This is a genomic window from Polaromonas sp. P1_G1 (genome assembly GCF_056405595.1).
The window spans coordinates 90,440-110,396 of sequence record NZ_JBFUBU010000008.1 but is presented as its reverse complement, the minus strand read 5'-3'; the positions used below and the strand labels follow the sequence as shown (position 1 = coordinate 110,396).

The 19,957-nt window shown below is 63.6% G+C and carries 16 protein-coding genes and 1 tRNA gene; 13 read left to right on the top strand and 4 right to left on the bottom strand.

All coding sequences use genetic code 11. The annotated features are described in order from the left end of the window. The first annotated feature begins 254 nt into the window (after positions 1 to 254). The 6 genes from AC1D1Y_RS05345 (at position 255) to AC1D1Y_RS05320 (ending at position 7,237) form a co-directional block, all read left to right on the top strand. Entirely contained in the window at positions 255 to 1,190 is a 936-nt protein-coding gene (locus AC1D1Y_RS05345) for an alpha/beta fold hydrolase (protein ID WP_477681440.1), read from the top strand. Positions 1,191 to 1,262: 72 nt separating this feature from the next. After that, positions 1,263 to 2,367, top strand: a protein-coding gene (prfB, locus tag AC1D1Y_RS05340; protein ID WP_436157927.1) for a peptide chain release factor 2 whose coding sequence is annotated in 2 segments (ribosomal slippage) — positions 1,263 to 1,343 and positions 1,345 to 2,367 — 1,104 coding nt in all. Because the reading frame shifts where the segments join, the coding sequence is not laid out codon by codon here. Between the two features lie 90 nt (positions 2,368 to 2,457). After that, positions 2,458 to 5,181 (top strand): aminopeptidase N, encoded by a 2,724-nt coding sequence (pepN, locus tag AC1D1Y_RS05335; protein WP_477681439.1) that lies wholly within the window; start codon positions 2,458 to 2,460, stop codon positions 5,179 to 5,181. Positions 5,182 to 5,198: 17 nt separating this feature from the next. After that, on the top strand, positions 5,199 to 6,056 hold the full coding sequence (locus AC1D1Y_RS05330) for a tetratricopeptide repeat protein (protein WP_477681438.1): 858 nt from the start codon (positions 5,199 to 5,201) through the stop codon (positions 6,054 to 6,056). Positions 6,057 to 6,130: 74 nt separating this feature from the next. Continuing rightward, positions 6,131 to 7,138: a class 1 fructose-bisphosphatase gene (locus AC1D1Y_RS05325; RefSeq protein WP_477653411.1), complete on the top strand. Its 1,008-nt coding sequence runs from the start codon at positions 6,131 to 6,133 to the stop codon at positions 7,136 to 7,138. Positions 7,139 to 7,161: 23 nt separating this feature from the next. Continuing rightward, positions 7,162 to 7,237 (top strand) — tRNA-Thr (locus AC1D1Y_RS05320). A gap of 223 nt (positions 7,238 to 7,460) precedes the next feature. Here the strand turns inward: AC1D1Y_RS05320 and AC1D1Y_RS05315 are convergent. The 3 genes from AC1D1Y_RS05315 to AC1D1Y_RS05305 all read right to left on the bottom strand — a co-directional run bounded on the left by AC1D1Y_RS05315 (position 7,461) and on the right by AC1D1Y_RS05305 (position 11,159). Further along, positions 7,461 to 8,363, bottom strand: a complete 903-nt coding sequence (locus AC1D1Y_RS05315; protein WP_477681437.1) for a pirin family protein — start codon at positions 8,361 to 8,363, stop codon at positions 7,461 to 7,463. Between the two features lie 11 nt (positions 8,364 to 8,374). Continuing rightward, entirely contained in the window at positions 8,375 to 10,174 is a 1,800-nt protein-coding gene (locus AC1D1Y_RS05310) for an amidohydrolase (RefSeq protein ID WP_477681436.1), read from the bottom strand. 331 nt (positions 10,175 to 10,505) lie between these two features. Then, a complete protein-coding gene (locus AC1D1Y_RS05305; RefSeq protein ID WP_477681435.1) occupies positions 10,506 to 11,159 on the bottom strand; it encodes a hydrolase in 654 nt (217 codons plus the stop codon). Between the two features lie 149 nt (positions 11,160 to 11,308). On the opposite strand from AC1D1Y_RS05305, the gene AC1D1Y_RS05300 reads away from it, so the two are divergent. Together AC1D1Y_RS05300 and AC1D1Y_RS05295 are read left to right on the top strand one after the other, a co-directional pair. Further along, the gene (locus tag AC1D1Y_RS05300; protein ID WP_477681434.1) at positions 11,309 to 12,208 is read left to right on the top strand and encodes a LysR family transcriptional regulator; all 900 of its coding nucleotides are present in this window, start codon (positions 11,309 to 11,311) and stop codon (positions 12,206 to 12,208) included. A gap of 173 nt (positions 12,209 to 12,381) precedes the next feature. Continuing rightward, the gene (locus AC1D1Y_RS05295) at positions 12,382 to 13,554 is read left to right on the top strand and encodes a hypothetical protein (protein ID WP_477681433.1); all 1,173 of its coding nucleotides are present in this window, start codon (positions 12,382 to 12,384) and stop codon (positions 13,552 to 13,554) included. Here the strand turns inward: AC1D1Y_RS05295 and AC1D1Y_RS05290 are convergent, their stop codons facing one another. Further along, positions 13,555 to 13,767: a hypothetical protein gene (locus AC1D1Y_RS05290; protein ID WP_477681432.1), complete on the bottom strand. Its 213-nt coding sequence runs from the start codon at positions 13,765 to 13,767 to the stop codon at positions 13,555 to 13,557. Between the two features lie 188 nt (positions 13,768 to 13,955). Between AC1D1Y_RS05290 and AC1D1Y_RS05285 the strand changes: the two genes are divergently transcribed. The 5 genes from AC1D1Y_RS05285 (at position 13,956) to AC1D1Y_RS05265 (ending at position 19,857) form a co-directional block, all read left to right on the top strand. After that, positions 13,956 to 15,569 carry a ShlB/FhaC/HecB family hemolysin secretion/activation protein gene (locus AC1D1Y_RS05285; RefSeq protein ID WP_477681431.1) on the top strand — a complete coding sequence of 538 codons (1,614 nt, stop codon included), beginning with the start codon at positions 13,956 to 13,958 and terminating at the stop codon, positions 15,567 to 15,569. Positions 15,570 to 15,601: 32 nt separating this feature from the next. Beyond that, positions 15,602 to 17,899: a two-partner secretion domain-containing protein gene (locus tag AC1D1Y_RS05280; protein WP_477681430.1), complete on the top strand. Its 2,298-nt coding sequence runs from the start codon at positions 15,602 to 15,604 to the stop codon at positions 17,897 to 17,899. 10 nt (positions 17,900 to 17,909) lie between these two features. After that, positions 17,910 to 18,377 (top strand): FecR family protein, encoded by a 468-nt coding sequence (locus tag AC1D1Y_RS05275; RefSeq protein ID WP_477681429.1) that lies wholly within the window; start codon positions 17,910 to 17,912, stop codon positions 18,375 to 18,377. Positions 18,378 to 18,421: 44 nt separating this feature from the next. Then, positions 18,422 to 18,775 (top strand): hypothetical protein, encoded by a 354-nt coding sequence (locus AC1D1Y_RS05270; RefSeq protein WP_477681428.1) that lies wholly within the window; start codon positions 18,422 to 18,424, stop codon positions 18,773 to 18,775. Positions 18,776 to 18,966: 191 nt separating this feature from the next. Beyond that, positions 18,967 to 19,857, top strand: coding sequence for an amino acid ABC transporter substrate-binding protein (locus AC1D1Y_RS05265; RefSeq protein WP_477681427.1), 891 nt, complete (start codon positions 18,967 to 18,969; stop codon positions 19,855 to 19,857). The last annotated feature ends 100 nt before the right edge of the window (positions 19,858 to 19,957 follow it).

Sequence of the window (19,957 nt, the reverse complement as noted above, 5' to 3'; positions counted from 1 at the left end):
GGGGTCGCGTTGGGGTGCAATCGGGATGAGTGGGCCGACCGGGCACGCTGCATGGGCTAATGCCCATGCAAGGGCTCGGGTGGCTCAATCGCCCGATTTCACCCCAACCCGAAGGGCAAGCACCTTCTCGGGCGGTCTGCGGCGTTGCGATGCTAACCCATAGCTGGGCTATGGGCAGCGCACCGCGCCTTGCATCCCATCCCGAGAAGGTGCTTGCGCGGCCCCGTTTAAACCGTAAACAGGTTCTTAGACCAATGTACAAAGAAAAAAGATCTTCCCGCAGCGAGTTTGTCCCTATACGCGGCCTCAACTACCACGTTCGCCTCTGGGAAAGCGCGACTGGCGCGAACCCCGCGCTGCCGCCGCTGGTGCTGGTCCATGGCTGGATGGACGTCGCCGCCTCTTACCAGTTCATGGTCGACGCCCTGTCGGACGCCTTCGCGAAAGGCCGCCGCATCATCGCGCCCGACTGGCGCGGCTTCGGGCTGACGGGCTCCGGCCCCGAGGGCAACCCCGCCGACAACTACTGGTTTGCAGATTACCTCGCCGACCTGGACTTCCTGCTCGACCACTATGCGGGTGAGCAGCCCGTGGACCTGGTCGGCCACAGCATGGGCGGCAACGTCGCCATGCTGTATGCCGGCGTGCGGCCCGCGCGCGTGCGCCGGCTGGTCAACCTCGAAGGCTTCGGCCTGCCGCCCAGCCAGCCCGAGCAAGCGCCGGGCCGTTATGCCAAATGGATGGACGAGCTCAAAAGCCTGCGGCGCGGCGAACTCGAACTCAAGGCCTATGACAACGTGGACGGCGTGGCGCGCCGCCTCATGAAAACCAACCCGCGCCTGACGGCCGACAAGGCCGGCTGGCTGGCCGGCCACTGGGCGCGCCCGGATGCCGCGGGGAAATGGCAGATCCTGGGCGAAGCCGCGCACAAGATCGGCAGCGCGCAGCTTTACCGCGTCGACGAAACCCTGGCGATCTACCGCCGCATCAGCGCCCCCACGCTGGCCGTCGAGGCCTCCGACGATTCTCTGGCCCGCTGGTGGCAGGGCAAATACAGCCTGGCGGAGTACCACGAACGGCTCAAACAGGTGGCCCAGGCCCAGGTCGCCGTGATCCAGGACGCCGGCCACATGCTGCACCACGACCAGCCGGAACAGCTGGCAACACTGATTGAGGGCTTTCTGGGCTAAACGCCTCTGTGTCGTGAGAAAATAGCGGGTTAGGCCGCCCCCTGCGGCCACCACTTTCAGGACAGAAGAACCATGGACGCAGAACGCATCAACCTCATCAGCAACCAGCTCGTCGACCTCAGCAACCGGGTCAACGAACTTCGGGGGTATCTTTGACTACCCTGCCAAAGAACGAAAACTGAACGAAGTCAACGCCGCGCTGGAAGACCCCAAGGTCTGGGACAACCCCAAGCGCGCGCAGGAACTCGGCAAGGAAAAGAAATCGCTGGAAGACGTGGTCCACGTCATCGACCGCCTGAGCTCCGAGCTTTCCGACAACACCGAACTCTTCGAGATGTCCAAGGGCGAAGGCGACGAAGCCGGCATGCAGTCGATTGAAGGCGATGCCGCCAAGATCGCCGCCGAAGTCGAAAAAATGGAATTCCGCCGGATGTTCAACAACCCGGCCGACCCCCTCCCCTGCTTCCTGGACATCCAGGCCGGCGCCGGCGGCACCGAAGCCTGCGACTGGGCCAGCATGCTGCTGCGCCAGTACCTCAAGTACGCCGAGCGCAAGGGCTTCAAAACCACCGTTGAGGACGAATCCCCCGGCGACACCGCCGGCATCAAGGGCGCGACCATCAAGATCGAGGGCGAGTACGCCTTCGGCCTGCTGCGCACCGAAACCGGCGTGCACCGCCTGGTACGCAAGTCACCCTTCGACTCCTCGGGCGGTCGCCACACCTCGTTCGCCTCGGTGTTCGTCTACCCCGAGATCGACGACTCCATCGAGATCGAGATCAACCCGGCCGACGTGCGCACCGACACCTTCCGCGCCAGCGGCGCCGGCGGCCAGCACATCAACAAGACCGACTCGGCCGTGCGCCTGACGCACATCCCGACCGGCATCGTCGTGCAGTGCCAGGACGGCCGCAGCCAGCACAGCAACCGCGACGTGGCCTGGAAGCGCCTGCGTTCGCGGCTCTACGACTTCGAGCTGCGCAAGCAGCAGGAAGCCCAGCAGAAGCTGGAAGACACCAAGACCGACGTGGGCTGGGGCCACCAGATCCGCAGCTACGTGCTGGACAACAGCCGCATCAAGGACCTGCGCACCAACGTCGAAGTCTCGGCCACGCAGAAAGTGCTGGACGGCGACCTGGACGTCTTCATCGAGGCCTCGCTGAAGCAGGGCGTCTGATAAAGGCCCGCCCGGGCGGCCGCGCCGGCCGGCCGGGGTTTGCTGATTTGATTTGAGTTTTTAGACTGTTTTGATTTTGAGGAAGTAGCCATGTTGCAAATGCCCGATGACCGTGGATCAGGACAAGGACCCACGGTGGTCATCAACCGCGCCGACTACATCGCCCCCGCCTACTGGATTGACACCGTCGACCTGTGCTTCGACCTGGACCCGGCGAAGACCCGCGTGCTCAACAAGATGCGCCTGCGCCGCAACCCCGACGTGCCGGCCCAGCCGCTCAAGCTCGACGGCGAAGAGCTCAATCTGTCGCGCGTGCTGGTCAACGGCCAGGGCACTTCCTTCAAGATGGAAGGCAACCAGCTGGTGCTGGAAAACCTGCCCGAAGGCCACGAGCCCTTCGACCTCGAAATCTTCACCACCACCTGCCCGGCCAAGAACACCAAGCTGATGGGCCTCTACGTCAGCAACGACTCCTTCTTCACGCAGTGCGAGGCCGAGGGCTTYCGCCGCATCACCTACTTCCTGGACCGCCCCGAYGTGATGGCCAGCTACACCGTGACCCTGCGCGCCGACAAGGCCCAGTACCCGGTGCTGCTGTCCAACGGCAACCTGGTCGACCAGGGCCCGCTGGAGCCCGGCCCCAACGGCGCGCGGCATTTCGCCAAATGGGTGGACCCGCACAAAAAGCCCAGCTACCTGTTCGCCCTGGTGGCCGGCCAGTTGGTCAGCCGTGAGCAGCGCATCACCTCGCGCGCCGGCAAGCAGCACACGCTGCAGGTCTACGTGCGTCCCGGCGACCTCGACAAGACCGAGCACGCCATGACCTCGCTGATGCATTCTGTCGCCTGGGACGAAGCCCGCTTCGGCCTGCCGCTGGACCTGGAGCGTTTCATGATCGTCGCCACCAGCGACTTCAACATGGGCGCCATGGAGAACAAGGGCCTGAACATCTTCAACACCAAGTACGTGCTAGCCAACCAGGCCACCGCCACCGACGTGGATTTTTCCAACATCGAGAGCGTGGTCGGCCACGAGTACTTCCATAACTGGACGGGCAACCGCGTCACCTGCCGCGACTGGTTCCAGCTGAGCCTGAAAGAAGGGCTCACGGTGTTCCGCGACCAGGAGTTCAGCCAGGACCTGGCCGGCGCCCCCTCGGCCCGCGCCGTCAAGCGCATCGAGGACGTGCGCGTGCTGCGCACCGCCCAATTCCCCGAAGACGCCGGCCCCATGGCCCACCCCGTGCGGCCCGACAGCTACGTCGAGATCAGCAACTTCTACACCGTCACCATTTACGAAAAAGGCGCCGAGGTCGTGCGCATGATGCAGACCCTGGTCGGCCGCGAGGGCTTTGCCCGCGGCATGACGCTGTACTTTGAGCGCCACGACGGCCACGCCGTGACCTGCGACGATTTTGCGCAGGCGATCGCCGACGCCAACCCGATGTCGGACCTGGCGCGCCTCTTGCCCCAGTTCAAGCGCTGGTACAGCCAGGCCGGCACGCCGCGCGTGCGCGCGCAAGGCAGCTATGACGCAGCCGCCCGCACCTACACGCTGACGCTGGCGCAAAGCTGCGCGCCCACGGTGGGCCAGGCCGTCAAGCAGCCTTTTGTGATCCCGGTCGGCCTGGGCCTCTTGGGCGCGGATGGGCAAGACCTGCCGCTGCAGCTCGCCGGCGAAAGCCAGCCGCCCGCCAGCACCCGCACCGTGGTGCTCACGCAGCCCAGCGAAACCCTGACCTTCACCAACATCGACGCCGAGCCCGTGCCCTCCATCCTGCGCGGCTTCACCGCCCCGGTGGTGCTCGAGTTCGACTACACCGACGCCCAGCTGCTGCACCTGCTGGCGCACGACAGCGACCCCTTCAACCGCTGGGAAGCCGGCCAGCGCCTGGCCGTCAACCGCGCCATCGCGGCCATCACCGCGGTCTCTACGCCCGCCGCAGTACTCGACGAAGCCTACCTCGACGCCATGCGCCAGGTGCTGCGCCACCCCACGCTCGACTCGGCCTTCAAGGAACTGGTGCTCACGCTGCCGTCCGAACCCTATTTGGCCGAGCAGCTCGAGGTGGTCGACCCGCAGCGCATCCACGCGGTGCGCGAATCCATGCGCCTGCAGCTGGCCACAGCCCTGGCCGCCGACTGGGAGGCCGCCTACCAGGCCAACCACGACACCGGCGCCTACACACCCGACCCCATCTCCAGCGGCCGCCGCGCGCTCGCGGGCATGGCGCTGACCTATCTGTGCCTGGCCGCGCAAACCACCGGCGACACCGCCTGGCCGCAGAAAACCCTGCAGCGCTTCAAGGACGCCGGCAACATGACCGACCGCTTCAACGCGCTGGCCGCACTGGTCTCCAGCGGCCATGCCCTGGCCGGCGAAGCGCTGCCGCTGTTCCACGCGATGTTCAAGGACGAAGCCCTGGTCATCGACAAATGGTTCGGCCTGCAGGCCGGCGCGCCGGACCGCAACGGCAACATCCTGCCGGCCGTCAAGCAGCTCATGAAGCATGCCGACTTCAGCCTGCGCAACCCGAACCGCGCGCGCAGCGTGGTCAGCACCTACTGCCAGGGCAACCCGGCCGCCTTCCACCGCGCGGACGCCGCCGGTTATGTGTTCTGGAGCGACCGCGTGATGGAGCTCGACGCCATCAACCCGCAGGTCGCCGCCCGCCTGGCGCGCGCCCTGGACCGCTGGAGCAAGCTGGCCGAGCCCTACCGCAGCGCCGCGCGCGAAGCGATTGCCCGCGTCGCGGCCAAGACCGACCTGAGCAAAGACACCCACGAAGTCGTCTCGCGCGCATTGGCCGACTGAACGAGGACGACACCGCCATGGCATTCTTCTCATTCGGTACCCCCGCACAGCGGTTTGCGAAGAAGTTCAACCGGTTGCGCGACACCGTGTACGACGCCAGCGGCATGTTCAGCGGTTCACGCATGTCGGCCGACCTGGCCGCTCTGCAGCCCCTGGCCGAAGCCGTGGGAGCCGACTCCGACGAAATGGCCGACCTGCTGTGGCTGCAGTTCGCGGTGTTCCGCAAACGCCAGCAGGACACCGAAGGCCTGCCTCTGGGCCTGCGCGCCCTGGCCATGCGCTCCGCCAAAGGAAAGCTGACCCCCACCGGGCGTTATGAACAACACTACGCCATCGGTGAGTCGGCCCTGGAGGCCAAGGAATACGACATCGCCATCGAACACCTTCAGCAGTCGGTCCACTGGGCCGCGCACGAAGGCGTCACGCTGAGCGTCGAGCAGAAGCTGGGTATGCGCGAAGAAATCGGCTATGCCCTGCACGAGGCCGGCCGCTTCGCCGAAGCGCTGGCGCACAACCGGCAACTGCTCACCGATGCGCAAGCCGCCTTCGGCTTCGGCACGGACAAGCGCCTGTCCGGCGTCATCAACAACCTGGCGCAAAATGCCTACGAGCTGGGCAAACATGCCGAGGCAAAAACCTGGCTGCAACAGCGCCTGGCGCTGGGCAAGGCCCTGGAGGACACCGATATCGTGCTCGACGCCTTGTTCCAGCTCGGGGTGCTCGCGCACGAAACACGCCGGACTGCCGAAGCACGCGCCTTCTTCCAGCAACGCGTGGATATTGCGCGCGCCAAGGATGACGAGTACCTGCTGGAGAGCGCCGTGGCCACGCTGGCCGAATTTGAAGAGCGCAAACAGCAAGGCAAGCCCCGCTGATCACCTCGCCCGGCCATACCCGACAACAACATCGCCGCCCAACCGATCCAACCTTTCATCGAACGGAGCCCCCCATGTCCCAAAAAATCTCCCTGACCCGCTACCTGGTCGAGCAGCAGCGCATGGACGGCCACATCCCCTCGCAGCTGCGGCTGCTGCTGGAAGTGGTCGCGCGCGCCTGCAAGAGCATCAGCCAGGCCGTCAACAAAGGCGCGCTGGGCGGCGTGCTCGGCACCGCCAGCAGTGAAAACGTGCAAGGCGAAATCCAGAAAAAGCTCGACATCATCGCCAACGAGGTGCTGATCGAGGCCAACGAATGGGGCGGCCACCTGGCGGCCATGGCCTCCGAAGAAATGGACAGCATCTACGTGGTGCCCAACCGCTACCCTCAGGGTGAATACCTGCTGCTGTTCGACCCCCTCGACGGCTCCAGCAACATCGACGTCAACGTCAGCATCGGCACCATCTTCAGCGTGCTCAAAAAGCCCGAAGGCCATGCCGGCGTCGAAGAAAAAGACTTCCTGCAGGCCGGCAACAAGCAGGTCGCGGCCGGCTACTGCATTTACGGCCCGCAGACCACCCTGGTGCTGACGGTCGGCGACGGCGTCGCCATGTTCACGCTGGACCGCGAGCAGGGCTCCTTTGTGCTGACCGAAGAAAACGTCAGGATCCCCGAGGACACCAAAGAGTTCGCCATCAACATGAGCAACATGCGCCACTGGGACGCACCGGTGAAGCGCTACATCGACGAGTGCCTGCAGGGCAAGGACGGCCCGCGCGGCAAGGACTTCAACATGCGCTGGATCGCCTCCATGGTGGCCGACGTGCACCGCATCCTGACCCGCGGCGGCGTCTTCATGTACCCCTGGGACAAACGCGAGCCCGAAAAGGCCGGCAAACTCCGCCTGATGTACGAAGCCAACCCCATGAGCTGGCTGATCGAGCAGGCCGGCGGCGCCTCCACCAACGGCAAACAGCGCATCCTCGACCTGCAGCCCGGCAAGCTCCACGAGCGCGTCAGCGTCATGCTCGGCTCCAAAAATGAGGTCGAACGGGTGACCTCCTACCACTCCGGGCTATAATCTCGGGCTGTATTCCATAAAACGCCGGTGTAGCTCAGTCGGTAGAGCAGCTCATTCGTAATGAGAAGGTCGGGTGTTCGATTCATCTCTCCGGCACCATTTACCGCGGTAACGCGATAGTGGTTACTAACCGAAAACAGCTGGTGTCATCACTGATGACAGTTGGTTTTCACAAAAGCACAAGCCCTCGATTGAGGGCTTTTTGCTTTTCTGGACCCGAATGGGCATCCTTGATCACGGGGCTCATTGATCAGCCCAACGCAGACCCACTTGACGAGCTACCGCGTGCGGCCACGCTTCGGGCCGCGACGCATCAGGAGGCTCACGCCTTGAAAACCGGGATCGTGCCGCTGGCGTTTCGCCGGTCGCCGGCGGCGAGCAGGAGCCGCCGCAAGCGCTCAATGTTGGCCTCACCCTTGGCCAGTGCGTCCGCAGAGGTGTGGACCGAGTAGCTCCCAAGATGCAAATCATGGGGATGTGGTGTTGCGGAACCGATCACGAAGATGGCGTCGCCGGTTGAGCCAGCCTTCAATTTGATCGGCTGAACTGCCTGCTCAAAAATGACCATTTCACCGGCTTCGGCTGGGGTCCCCCCGATCAAAAGACCGCTTGAGACCGCCAGCCAGGCAAGCGGCTCTGTCGAAGGTGGCGTGAACGTCCACTCGGTGCCGGCGGCCAGCCTCACCAGCAGGTAAGTCACACCCCCAGGGGCGCGTGCCGGGCTGCGGACGCCTTCGTAGCTGCCGAGAATCACGTGCGCGGGCCCGGCAGTCGGGACGTGCCTGGCTTCAAGGTACTGGCTATCCACCTGCTCATGCTCAAGGTCGGAGCGCAAGGCAATCCAGAGCTGAAATCCCTTGGCTCTCGGCGTCGTCCCGCCGGACAGCTCTTTACCGTGCCACACGCCCTTGCCCGCGCGCATCCACTCGAAGCCGCCGAAACCGATGTGGCCGGTTCCGTCTGTGGGGTCGTCGAATCTCAGGTCTCCGTCGGTGATGACGGTGATCGTTGCAAGTCCCGAGTGCGGGTGGATGGAGAAACCTGCTCGCGGGTCGTGGAGGTCGACGTCAAAAAGGTCGAGAAACACGTAGGGCTTGAGCATGTGGCCAAGGTCCGATGGGCTCATCAAGCGGGTGATCGGGCCGTGTGTAGCTCCGCGCGTCCTGAAGGTGACGCGGCGAAAACTTTCACCGGCGGAAATGGGCAGGTCGTTGAGAGGGTTCATGGTTTCAGGCCTCACCGGGTTTGGGGGTAGCCGCCGAAATGTTTGATCGGTGACCAGCTGGGCAGGATCTCGGGCAGTGCCGGCGAAAGCGAGTGGTAGTCCTGCGCGCCGTACACCACCCGGCCATCCATGACGGTCAAGACCGAGGAAATGGATTTGATCTGGGATTCGGCCACCTCGAAGTAGTCCCTGTCCAGCAGCACGAAGTCGGCGAGGTGGCCGGGGGCGATCATGCCCAGCTCGGTTTCGGCGTTCATGAACCACGCCGCACCGCGGGTGAAGAGCCTCAGCGCTTCGGCGCGTGACAGGCGGTTGTCCCTGGCCAGCACCTCGGTTCCGGAGACCGACTTCCCCGACACCATCCAGCTGATGCCGACCCACGGATTGAACGAGGCCGCCCGGAAGGCGTCGGTGGTCATGGCCAGGGGGATGCCGCTGTCAACGAGCTGGCGCAGGCGCGGGGTCAGCAATGCCTTGTCGCGGCCGTGGGTCTTGATGAATCCGTCGCCGTGCAGCGCCATCTTGGTGTCCAGGGCGATGCCGCCGCCCAGCGCCTTCACCCTGGCGATGTTCGCGGGACTGATGGTCTCGGCGTGTTCAATGCTCCAGCGCAGGCCGTCGAGCGGCATCTTCTGGTTCAGCTTCTCGAGTGCATCGAGGAAAGGCGTGATGTTCTCGTCGTAGCTGATGTGCTCGCGGAAAGGAGTTCGCCTCTGGACTAATTTGGAAACATCCCGCTCCACCAGTTCCCGCATCTTGTCCGGCTCGATGACGACCGCCGGACGGTCGAAGTTCTCATGATCGTGGACATCCGCCGACAGCAACTCGCCGGCGCCGCGGTAGACGTGGCCGTGCGCCAGCTGCGGATGCAGGTTGTGCCCGGGACTGATAGGCGCCGTCTTCGTGATCGCCGTGAGTTGCGCGTCCACCACGCTGCCCTCTCCAAACTGGATGTCCACGAAGGGCATGCGGATGTTGAGGCGGTTGTCGCGGGCAAGGGCGTCCACGGTGGGCACTGCCTTGGGATACCCGCGGAAGCCCGTTCCCGCATCGACGATGGACGTGACCCCGAAGCGGTTGAGGCTGTGGACCGTCTGGACCAGCGAGCTCACCTCCTCGTCGAAAGAGAGCTGCGGAACCATGGTCTCCAGGGCGATGAACAAGAACGTGTAGCCATGGACCACACCGGTGTACCTGCCTCGCTCGTCCTTCTCGAACTCGGTGCCCGGCAGCTTGGGAAACTTGTCGGTGCCCACGCCGAGGGCATCCATCGCCTGCTGGTTCATGAAGGCGCGGTTGTAGGCGTACTGCACGATCAGCGGGCGATTGGGGACGGCCCGGCGGAGTTCGTCCAGGGTGGGGAAACGGTTCTCCTCGAACTGGTAGGGGGACCAGCCGCCAATCACCTTCACCCAGTGGCCTTCAGGTGTACGTTTGGCTTGCTCACCCAGCATCGCCAGGGCCCGGCGCAGCGTCGGCACGCCTTCCCATCGCAGGGTGTAGTTGTATCCGCCCTCGTTGAGCACGTGGGTGTGCGCGTCGATGATGCCCGGAATGAGCCGCCGGCCGCCTGAATCGATGACCCGGGTGTTGGCGTTCTTCAAACCCAGCACCTCGGCATCCGTGCCGACCGAGTAGATGCGGCCGTTTTTGACGGCCAGGGCGGACGCCGCGGCTTGCCCGGGATTGCCGGTGAAGATCCTGGCGTTGTGCACGATCAGGTCCGCGCCCGGCGCCTCTTGCCTGGCTTGTGCATGGGTGTTGGCCAAGCCGTTCACCACCATGAATCCGATCAGTAGTATCAACTTCACTGCTATTTCTCCATTCGAGGGATTTGAAAGACCGCCACCGTGCGGCGATCAGCGAACTGAGCTCCGCGGCGGTGCGCGTTAGATAGGGATATGGCCTGCTGGGCCCAGCACAGTCATTGATCGTTTTTGCTGGCGGCAACACGCCCGGGGAGTCTCAGGCATGCTTCGCTTCGAACTCCGCGTGACGAACATAGTGGGTTCGTGGTCGTTGACCACGCCGCCTGCCCGCATCGAGGCATGACGGACTTGCTATAGAGAGGTAGGAAGAGACTCGATAAGCGAACGGGCCTGTCGCACGCGTCTCTCAAGAATCTCCTCATCCCCGTTTAGATCATCCTGCGTTGCCAGGCACAGGCGTGTTGAGGAGTTGCTGCTCCCACAGGAACGCAATACCGCTGCCGCCGGCATGCTGCGTGATCACTGGCGTCAGTGCTGCCGCTTGTTCGGCCCTGGCCCAGTCGCGCTGCCATTCGGCCGCCAGCGCCAGCCAGGTCATCATGTTCGCGCCGGCTGCGATCATGCGCTGGATGGCGACCTGATGGGCTTCGACGGAAACGGCGCCCGACGCATCGGTGATCACGGTCACGTCCCAGCCTTCGCCGAGGGCCTGGATTGTCGGCATCGCGACACACACCTCGGTCCACAGGCCGGCGATGACCAGCTGTTTGCGGCCCGTCGCCTTCACCGCGTCCACCACCTTCTTGTCCTCCCAGGTGTTGATGAACGTGCGGTCAATCACTTCCTGGCCGGGGAACACGTCGGTGATCTGGGGAAAGAGGAGTCCTCCCCTTGCGGCGACCACCGAGGTCAGGATGGTAGGGACACCGAAGGCCTTGGCGGCCTTGGCCAGACCCGCCGTGTTGTTGATCACCATCTGCGGTTCGTGGCTGTTCACGTTCGCGAGCTGGTAGGGCTGGTGGTCGATCAGAAGGAGTACGGAGTCTTCCGGACGAAGAAGCGAAGCAAGGCCGTTGCGAAGAGTCATTGATGCATCCTTTTTGACGTTGTGAGAGGGGGTGATTCGGGGACGCATGCGCCAGTGGCGACGTCCCTGAACAGCATTTTGCTGTTCCTCTTTTTTATGCGGTAGTACCATTTCGTGGCGAGCTGTGTCGCGAAATGGGGAACACTGAAGTGGATATCGAGGAACTGCGGACATTCGTGGAAGTTGCTGATGCCGGAGGCATTTCACCTGCCGCACTCCGGCTCGGCGTAGCCAAGTCCATCGTCAGCCGGCGGCTCATCAGGCTTGAGGCGGAGCTGGGCGTTCAGTTGCTGGCTCGCACCACGCGGGGTGCATCTCTGACGGAGGCGGGTGCGGCATTTCGTGACTATGCAGCCAGGGTGTGTGCCGAGATAGAAATTGCCAAAGAGACCATCCTGCCCGCCGGCGAGCTTCGCGGCCGCTTACGCGTCGCGGCGCCGCTGTCCTTCGGCCCCACCCACTTCGCACCCGTACTCGCCGAGATGGCGAGCCGGCATCCACAGCTTCACATCCAGACCTGCTACAGCGACCGCTTCGTCGACCTGGTCGCTGAAGGCTACGACTGCGCCATCCGCGTGGGCCATCTCGCGGACTCCAACCTGATGGCTCAATGTGTCGGGCCTGTGAACGGGAGCCTGGTCGCCAGCCCGGCCTACATCAAAGCGCACGGCACGCCTCAAACCCTGGACGAACTCCTGGATCACGAAGCGCTGATGCAGGGCACGGAAACCTGGCAATTGATGAAGGAAGGCAAAGTCGTCTCTGTCCGGCCCCAGGGCCGCTTCAAGGCAGACAACGGCATTGCGCTCGTCGCAGCGGCGGTAGCAGGTATCGGCATCGGCTACCTGCCCCTTGGACTCACCCGTCCCCATCTGGCTTCCGGCGCACTGGTGACGGTCATGCCGCAACACCCGACCAGGCCGGCAGGCGCCTACGTGGTGCGCCCACCGGGCCAGCATCCCGCGCGGAAGATCAGGGTACTGACGGAAATGCTGATGGACTATTTCAGCAAGTTTCCCGACTTCGACTTTGGGGAGGCTCAAGCTTGAGCAGTGGCCTCTTTCGGCACGGATCTTCTTGGTGACGATGCATCCACGGGAAGATGCGGCCCATCTCATTGAGGGTGATGTACCCATGATTTCCCGCAAAAACTGCGGCGACTGGATTAGCGGGCCAACCTTCGTAATGAGAAGGTCGGGTGTTCGATTCAATTGGAAAAGGCATGACTGTTGTTGCTGTTTTTGAAGACCTCCGAGTAGCCGTTTCCGATGTCTTGCTGACGACTGATCAGCCCGGTCGGCATCTAACCATTCCAACAACGGGCTATACCGGAAATCTGTTGTCGGCTTTGCCGCTAAGTCCGACACGGCTCGTGCGTAAGTACGTGGAATTTAAAGCGCAATCGGGCCGTGGAATGCTATTGGCCGCAGGCAATGTCGAACACATAGAAAAACTAGCAGAGAACCTGCAGCGCATCTCCAACGGTACTTGCGCGCTGCCTACACATCTCCAACATCTGCTAGCTGATCGCAGCCCATGGGCAATCGCCGATACGGCGTCCAGATATACAGAATTTCAGGGGTTTTCTCAGTTCGAGGTTATCGGCTCTGCAGGCGATGCACTGTACACACGCACATTTGATGCATCGGCGATAAAACTCTCATTGCCCTATTTCGGCGTAGTCCGGGCTATCGGTAGCGGCGCCGCCGATGTGGCGAATTGGCTTGAAGCTCGGGCAAATCACTGGATTGAATGCGGACTCGACAGTGATGATCTTGAAATCAAGAGATTCCGGACCATGCACATGCTTCCCGCCATTTTTCTGGAGCAAGATACGCGCAGCACACTTCACACGCTTACAAAAGGTGTCGGTGGCTACTATGAAGCGTACTGGCTGGGGAAAGACGAACTGATACCGATGGATTCCGTGCTGACCATATTCGCTACGATTGTTGGCAAGCCACGTAACTACACCGTTGAACTAAGACGGTTGTTTTTTCATCTTTATAAGGACGGCTGGTTGTTCGTTGTTTCGCTGTTCAACTTGCCCAAGATTGTTAGTCTTGGACATCCCCTGAAGTGCCCGCTTGGTGATCTAGAGCAGTTTCCAATCCCACCATTAACAAACTCGACTGTTACGCCCAACTGGACGGTGGATCGGCTTGCGATGCAAGCCTGCGCCGCAGGCCATACGCGATTGATCCTATCTAAGGACGTAGACTCCAAGCCCATCACCCGCCGCTTTTTTCAAGGCCATCAACCATTCCACCGTTTGTTCGACCTCAAGGTGTCAGGTGGACGCTTGAATATTGCTTTGAACCAAGCTGGGTTTTCGCATTTTGGAGCCAAATTCCTTAGCAGCGTCGATGATCCAATGGTCTTGAAACTTTGGTAGCTATGGCAGCAAGGCAAATTCAAAAAAACCAACGCCGACCGCCATCAAACGCTTTCCCTTGGATAGCCGCATTTGCTTTCGCTGGTTTGCTTTGCCTTTTGCTGTTCGGTGGGTTTCAGCTGCTCGGCGCAGCAATATCTTCGCGTTGAATCCACCTTGATCGATGAGACCCCCGAAAAACTGCGGTGAAGTGACAACAATAAGTGAGTTCACTAAGTAAATTCGCGGCTTGAAGGTGCTTTTTTCAGTTACGCGCTGTTACGATCTACAGACGCCCTGAACAGAGCCTTCCGAGAGCTCCTTTTCCCRAGTCATTTGTTCAGCCCACCGCCCCCCGTGGATAAGAACAAATGAGTCAAAGCCGCTTGATCAGACACCTGGCCCGTTGCGGCCTCACCGGCATGCTTGCAGTAGCTGCCGCCTCAACGGCCCTCGCGGCCGATGAGCGTTTTGACATCACGCGTTTCCAGGTTGAAGGCAATACCCTGCTGCCCGCGGCGGAAGTGGATCGCCTGGTCGGCCCGCTGGCCGGGCCGCAGCGCGGTTTTGCCGACATCCAGCTGGCGATTGAAGCCTTGCAGCAGGCTTATCGCAAGGCCGGCTACAGCACGGTGCTGGTGTCGGTGCCAGAGCAGGAACTGGCCGGCGGCGCGGTGAAGCTGCTGGTGCGGGAAAGCGTGATCTCCTCGATCACCATCACGGGCAATGAACATTTCGACGAAGCCAATATCCGCGCCAGCCTGGTGCGGCTGCAGGTGGGCGGCGCGCCTCGCCTGGGCGCGATTTCCGAATCCATCCAGCTGGCCAATGAAAGCCCGGCCAAACAGGTCGGCGTGACGCTGGCCGAGGGCGAGAAACCCGGCACCATAGACGCGAAAGTCCTGGTCACAGACCACAAGCCGCTGCGCGTCATCACCACGCTGGACAACACGGGTTCGCCGTCCAGCGGCCGCTGGCGCACCGGCATTGCCGTGCAGCATGCCAACCTCTTCAACCGCGACCACGTGGGCACGCTGGCCTACACGACCTCGCCGGACAGCCCTTCGGGCGTGAACCTGAATGTCTTTTCGGTCGGCTACCGCGTCCCGCTGTATGCCTTTGGCGACAGCGTCGACTTCATCTATGGCAAATCGAGCGTCAATTCGCCGGCCAGCTCCCCGGTGCTGGGCGGGCTGCTGGGCTTCACGGGCAAGGGCGACGTCTATGGCCTGCGCTGGAACCATTTCCTGGGCCGCAGCGGCGAAAGCACGGCCAAGCTGGTGCTGGGCCTGGACCACAAATTCGTCGACTCGCGCTGCGAGGTCGGCGGCGTCACGGTGAGCATCGCACCGCCGACACCGCCGATTGCCTCGTGTGTGCCCTACAAGACCACGCCGCTGAGCATCACCTACAGCAGCCAGACCGAGGGTGTCGACCAGATATCCGGCTACAGCGTGGGCCTGTCGCGCAACATTGCCAGCGGCGAGCGCTACACCAATATTGACGGCCGCACGGACCGCTACTCTTACCTGACGCCGGGCAACCGCGCGACGCGCGACGATTTCATGGCCGCGCGCGGCACGGCTTCCTGGTTCAAGGCCCTGGCCGGCGGCTGGCAGGCCCGGCTGGCCGGCAGCGCGCAGTTCACCGACACGCCGCTGCTCGCCGGCGAGCAGTTCGGGCTGGCCGGATCGACGACGGTGCGCGGCTTTCAGGAGCGGGCCGTGGCGGCCGACAGCGGCATCGTGGCCAATGCCGAGCTGTACACGCCGGAGTTCGCCGGCAGCGTCGGCTTGCCGGGCCAGTTGCGCGGCGTATTTTTTGTTGACGCGGGCCACGGCAGCAACAACAAGGTGGGCAGCAGCGGTGTGCCCGGCAGCGTCACGGTGTCCAGCCTGGGCGCGGGCCTGCGCTATGTCTTCAGCCGCGACTTCAGCCTGAACGTGGACCTGGCGCGCGTGAACAACGCGGGCACCTCCCTCACGGAAAAACGGGGCGACTGGAATGCCCACCTGAGCGCCTCGCTGGCGTTCTGAAGAAGACGAAGAAGAACACAAGGTCCATCACCATGATCACCATGCATTCGAACCCGCATTCCAGTCCCCTTCGCCTCTCGCTGCTGGCCAGCGCCCTGTGGGTGGCCTGCGCCACGCAGGCCTTTGCCCAGGGCTTGCCGGCCGGCACCCTGCCCACGGGCTGGAACGTCACCTCGGGCAACGCGGCGATCACAAAAAACGGCAACACGCTGACCATCAACCAGACCAGCCAGCAGGCGATCGCCAACTTCGCGACCTTCAGCGTCGGCTCCAATGCGCTGGTCGACATCCACCAGATCAACAGCTCCGCCGCGCTGCTGGCGCGCGTCAACGGCGGCGACCCGTCGCTGATCCAGGGACAAATCAGGGCCGACGGGGCCCTGTGGCTGATCAACCAGGCGGGCATCATGGTGGGGCCGGGCGCGCGCATCGACGTGGCGCGTTTCATCGCAAGTTCGCTGAACGTCAGCGACAGCGATTTCCTGGCCGGCCGCATGAACTTCAAGGGCACGGGCACACCGGGCGAAGTGCGCAACGAGGGCACCATCAACGCGGCCAGCGGCGGCAGCATCTACCTAGTGGGCGCCAATGTCGCCAATACCGGCAGCCTGAACGCGCCCCAGGGCGAGGTACTGCTGGCGGCGGGGCAAACCGTGCAACTGGTGGACACGGCAACGCCGGGCGTTTCCGTCGCCATCACCGGCACGCCGGGCGAAGTCCGCAACATGGGCCAGATCACGGCCGAAGCCGGCCGCATAGGCCTGGCCGCCGGCCTGGTGAGCAACAGCGGCACGATCAACGCGTCCAGCGCGGTGCGGGAAGGCGGCCGAATTTTCCTGCGCGCTTCGGGCGACCTCAAGACCTCGGCGACCTCCAGCATCAGCGCCAACGGCACGACCGGCGGCAATGTGGTGCTGATTGCCGAGAACGCGGCCTCCATTGACGGCCAGGTGTCAGCCACCGGCAGCGCGGGCCGCGGCGGCTATGTCGATACCTCGGGCAAAAACTCGCTGGACGTGGTGAACGTCCCGACGGTCGGCCAGGGCGGCGAATGGCACATAGACCCCTTCAACATCGAGATCGTGGCGGCCGGGCCGGATGCCGGCGTCGTGGGCACCAATGCCATCACCTCCAATGAGACCGGCGCCCGTATCAACGCGGCGACCATCGTTGCCCAGCTCGATGCCGGCACGAATGTGAGCATCACCACGGGCACGGGCAACCCTGCCATGGACATGGCGCACGGCGACATCACGGTATCGGCTGCCATCAACAAGACCGCCGGGGGCGACGCGGCACTGACGCTGAACGCCAACAACAACATCATCATTAACGCGCCCATCACCAGCACCTCGAACAAGCTGGCCCTGAACCTGAACAGCAACTACCTGAACAACTACCCGGCGGACAACCACGCGGTACAGCTCAATGCCAACCTGGCGCTGAACGGCGGCGCGCTCACCGTGTCGCAAAGCGGGGGCAATGCCAACGGCACGCTCAACATCGCGAGCGGCACGACGACGCTGGCGGGCGGCTCGGCCATCAACGCCGCGGGCGTGAATGTGCAGGCCGGCGGCACGCTGGCCGGTGCCGGCACCCTGGCGCTGGGCGGCACCGGGACGCTGCTGAACAACGGCACCGTGTCACCGGGCACGGCAGGATCCGTCGGCACGCTGTCCGTCCAGGGCAAGTACACGCAGGGCAGCACCGGGGTGCTCAACATCAAGCTGGCGGCCACCGATAGCTTTGACAGGCTCGCCATCAGCAACACTGCCAGCCTGAACGGCCGGCTCAACGTCCGCGCGCTCAACGGCTTTGTGCCGCTTGCCGCGTCGTTTTACAACGTTGTGACGGCAACGGGTTCGGGCAGCGGCAGTTTCAGTACGGTCGATGCACCCAACATCACYGGCACGGCCGGCACGGCGAACCTGGCCGTCAGCTACCCCGGCTCAGGCACCGTTGCCCGCATCACGACAACCGCTTCCTCAGCGAGCATCTGCTCGACCTCGCCCAATTCAATGCTCTGCCAGGTGCTGTCGGCCGCCATCCCTGTCGCGGTCGCGGTCCAGCCCGCCACCACGGCGGCCACCACGGCGTCGAACGTCATCGTCAGACAGCTCAGTCCCGGCGGGGCGCTGTTTATTTTCGAGGGTGAATCCACCCCCGAACAGGTCGCCGCCATGCCGGTTTCCATCCCGGCGGCCGGCAGCTCGGGAACTTCATCGGCGTCCGGCAATGACGAGAAAAAGAACGACAAAAAAGAGGACCAGATGATCATTAAAACCGTTACCAAAACAGCACCGCCACCGCCAAAAACATTCTGCAACTGAGGTGCATGACATGAAGCTGCCAACATTTTTCACTCCCCTGCTTCCCGCATGTGCGATGGCGATCGCGCTGATGCTGCTGGCCCCGCTTGCGCAGGCCCAGGTGGTCGGCACCGTCACCAAGGTTTCCGGCCTGACGGTGGCCAAAAGCGCCGAGGGCCGCAGCCGGGTGCTGGCCGAAAACTCGCCGCTGCGCCAGGGCGATAGCGTCACCACCGGGCGCAACGCCTTCGCCCGCCTGGAGTTTGTGGACGGCGCGGCCATCGTGCTGCAGCCCGAGTCCCTGCTGGTGTTGACGCGCTACAGCTACGACGCCGGCAAGCCCGGACTCGACAAGGTGGAGCTGGCGCTGACGCAAGGCGGCTTCAGCAGCACGGCCGGCGCGCTGGGAAAACGCAGCCCCGACGCCGCCGTGATCATCACGCCCGCGGGCAATCTGCAGGGCAGCGCCAGCATGGAGGTTTCCCTCAGGCAGCCTTGAGCCGACTGAGCCGCCTCCACAACCCCAACACAGCAGGAAATCCCATGAAAAAATTCATTTCAAGTTGCCTGGCCTTGCTGGCCGCACTGGTCTCCACCGCAGCCCTGGCGCAGCCCGCGCCACTGGGCATCCCCCGGTCCTCCCCCTCTCCCGCGCTGGCACCGGGGTTGTATGTGCACGTGATAGACGGCCTGGTCAACCTGAGCAACCAAGGCGGCACCACCAGTTTCGCGCCCGGCCAGTTTGGTTTCACGCCCACGTTCACGACGCCGCCATCCCCTCTACCCAAAGTTCCAGGTATTCTGTTGGTACCCCCGGTGGCGTTCCTCCCCTCAACCGGCAGCAATGGCGCGACCGGCGGCAACAAGGCGGCCGCCATCGACTGCGTGGTGCGCTGAACCACGGGCGCTGCGCAGCCCGGCCCCTTCAAAGCCCCTGTTTCGCAAGGAACAGGGGCTTTTTTCATGCCCGCGGGAAGCGCCGGCCGCCCACAATGAGTACCTTGGTCGTACCGGGGAAGCCCTGCCCTGGCGGCGTTGCGTATTGAGGGGCTTTGCCTAAGAATGGACCCGAACAACGGGAGGTTCTTATGAAGACACCATTTGCAGGACTGTTGCCGGCCGCCCTGGCCCTGCTGGCCGTCGCGATGCCGCAATGGGCCGGGGCCCAGGCCACGCTGGAAAAGATCAAGAGCCGCGGCCAGATCAACATCGGCTACCGCGCGCTGGCGGCGCCCTTCTCGTATCACCAGACGCCGGAAAAACCGCTGGGCTACAGCATCGAGTTCTGCAAACCCATGATCGAGCGCCTGCGCCAGGCCGCCGGCAACAAGAACCTGCCGGTGCGCTACATCGCCACCGAAGTGGACGCCCGCGTCCGCCTGCTGTCCGAGGGTAGTGTGGACCTGCTCTGCGAGAACGTGACCGACACGCCGGAGCGCCGCGCGCGCATGGAATTTTCGACGCCGATTTTTGTCGACGCCATCCAGGTGGCCGTGCGCAACAAGGACATGATCAGCACGCTGGAGCAGCTGAAGGGCAAGAGCATCGTCGGCATCGACGGCAGCACGGTCGTGCCGGCCCTTGACCGCTATGCGCAGTCCCACTCGCTGCAGTGGCAACACGCCAAGGCCGTCAACCCCGACGCCGCGCTGGGGCAGCTGCAACTGGGCTGGGCGGCCGGTTATGCGCGCGACGGCGTGATGCTGGCGGCGCAGCTCGCCAGCCAGCCCGACGCCGGCAACTACACCATCCTGCCGGAGCGCCTGTCGGTGGAAACCATCGCCATCGGCTACCGCAAGGGCGACGCCGCCATGGGCGAGCTGGTCAATGCCTCCATCAAGGAATCCATGCGCAGCGGCGCCGCACAGGGCTGGTATGAGCAATGGTTTTTAAAGCCGGCCAAAGCCGGCGGCAAGCCGCTGTTCACGGCCATGCCCCCGGAAATGAAAACGCTTTTTGACGCCGCCAAGGCCAACTGACCGAAGCCGGGCAGACGCCCCGGCGGCTCAAAATGCTACGGGTTTCCAGGCTGCCGGTGTCGCCGAAACAATGATGTAATGCGCTCAAAACACGCCGGCT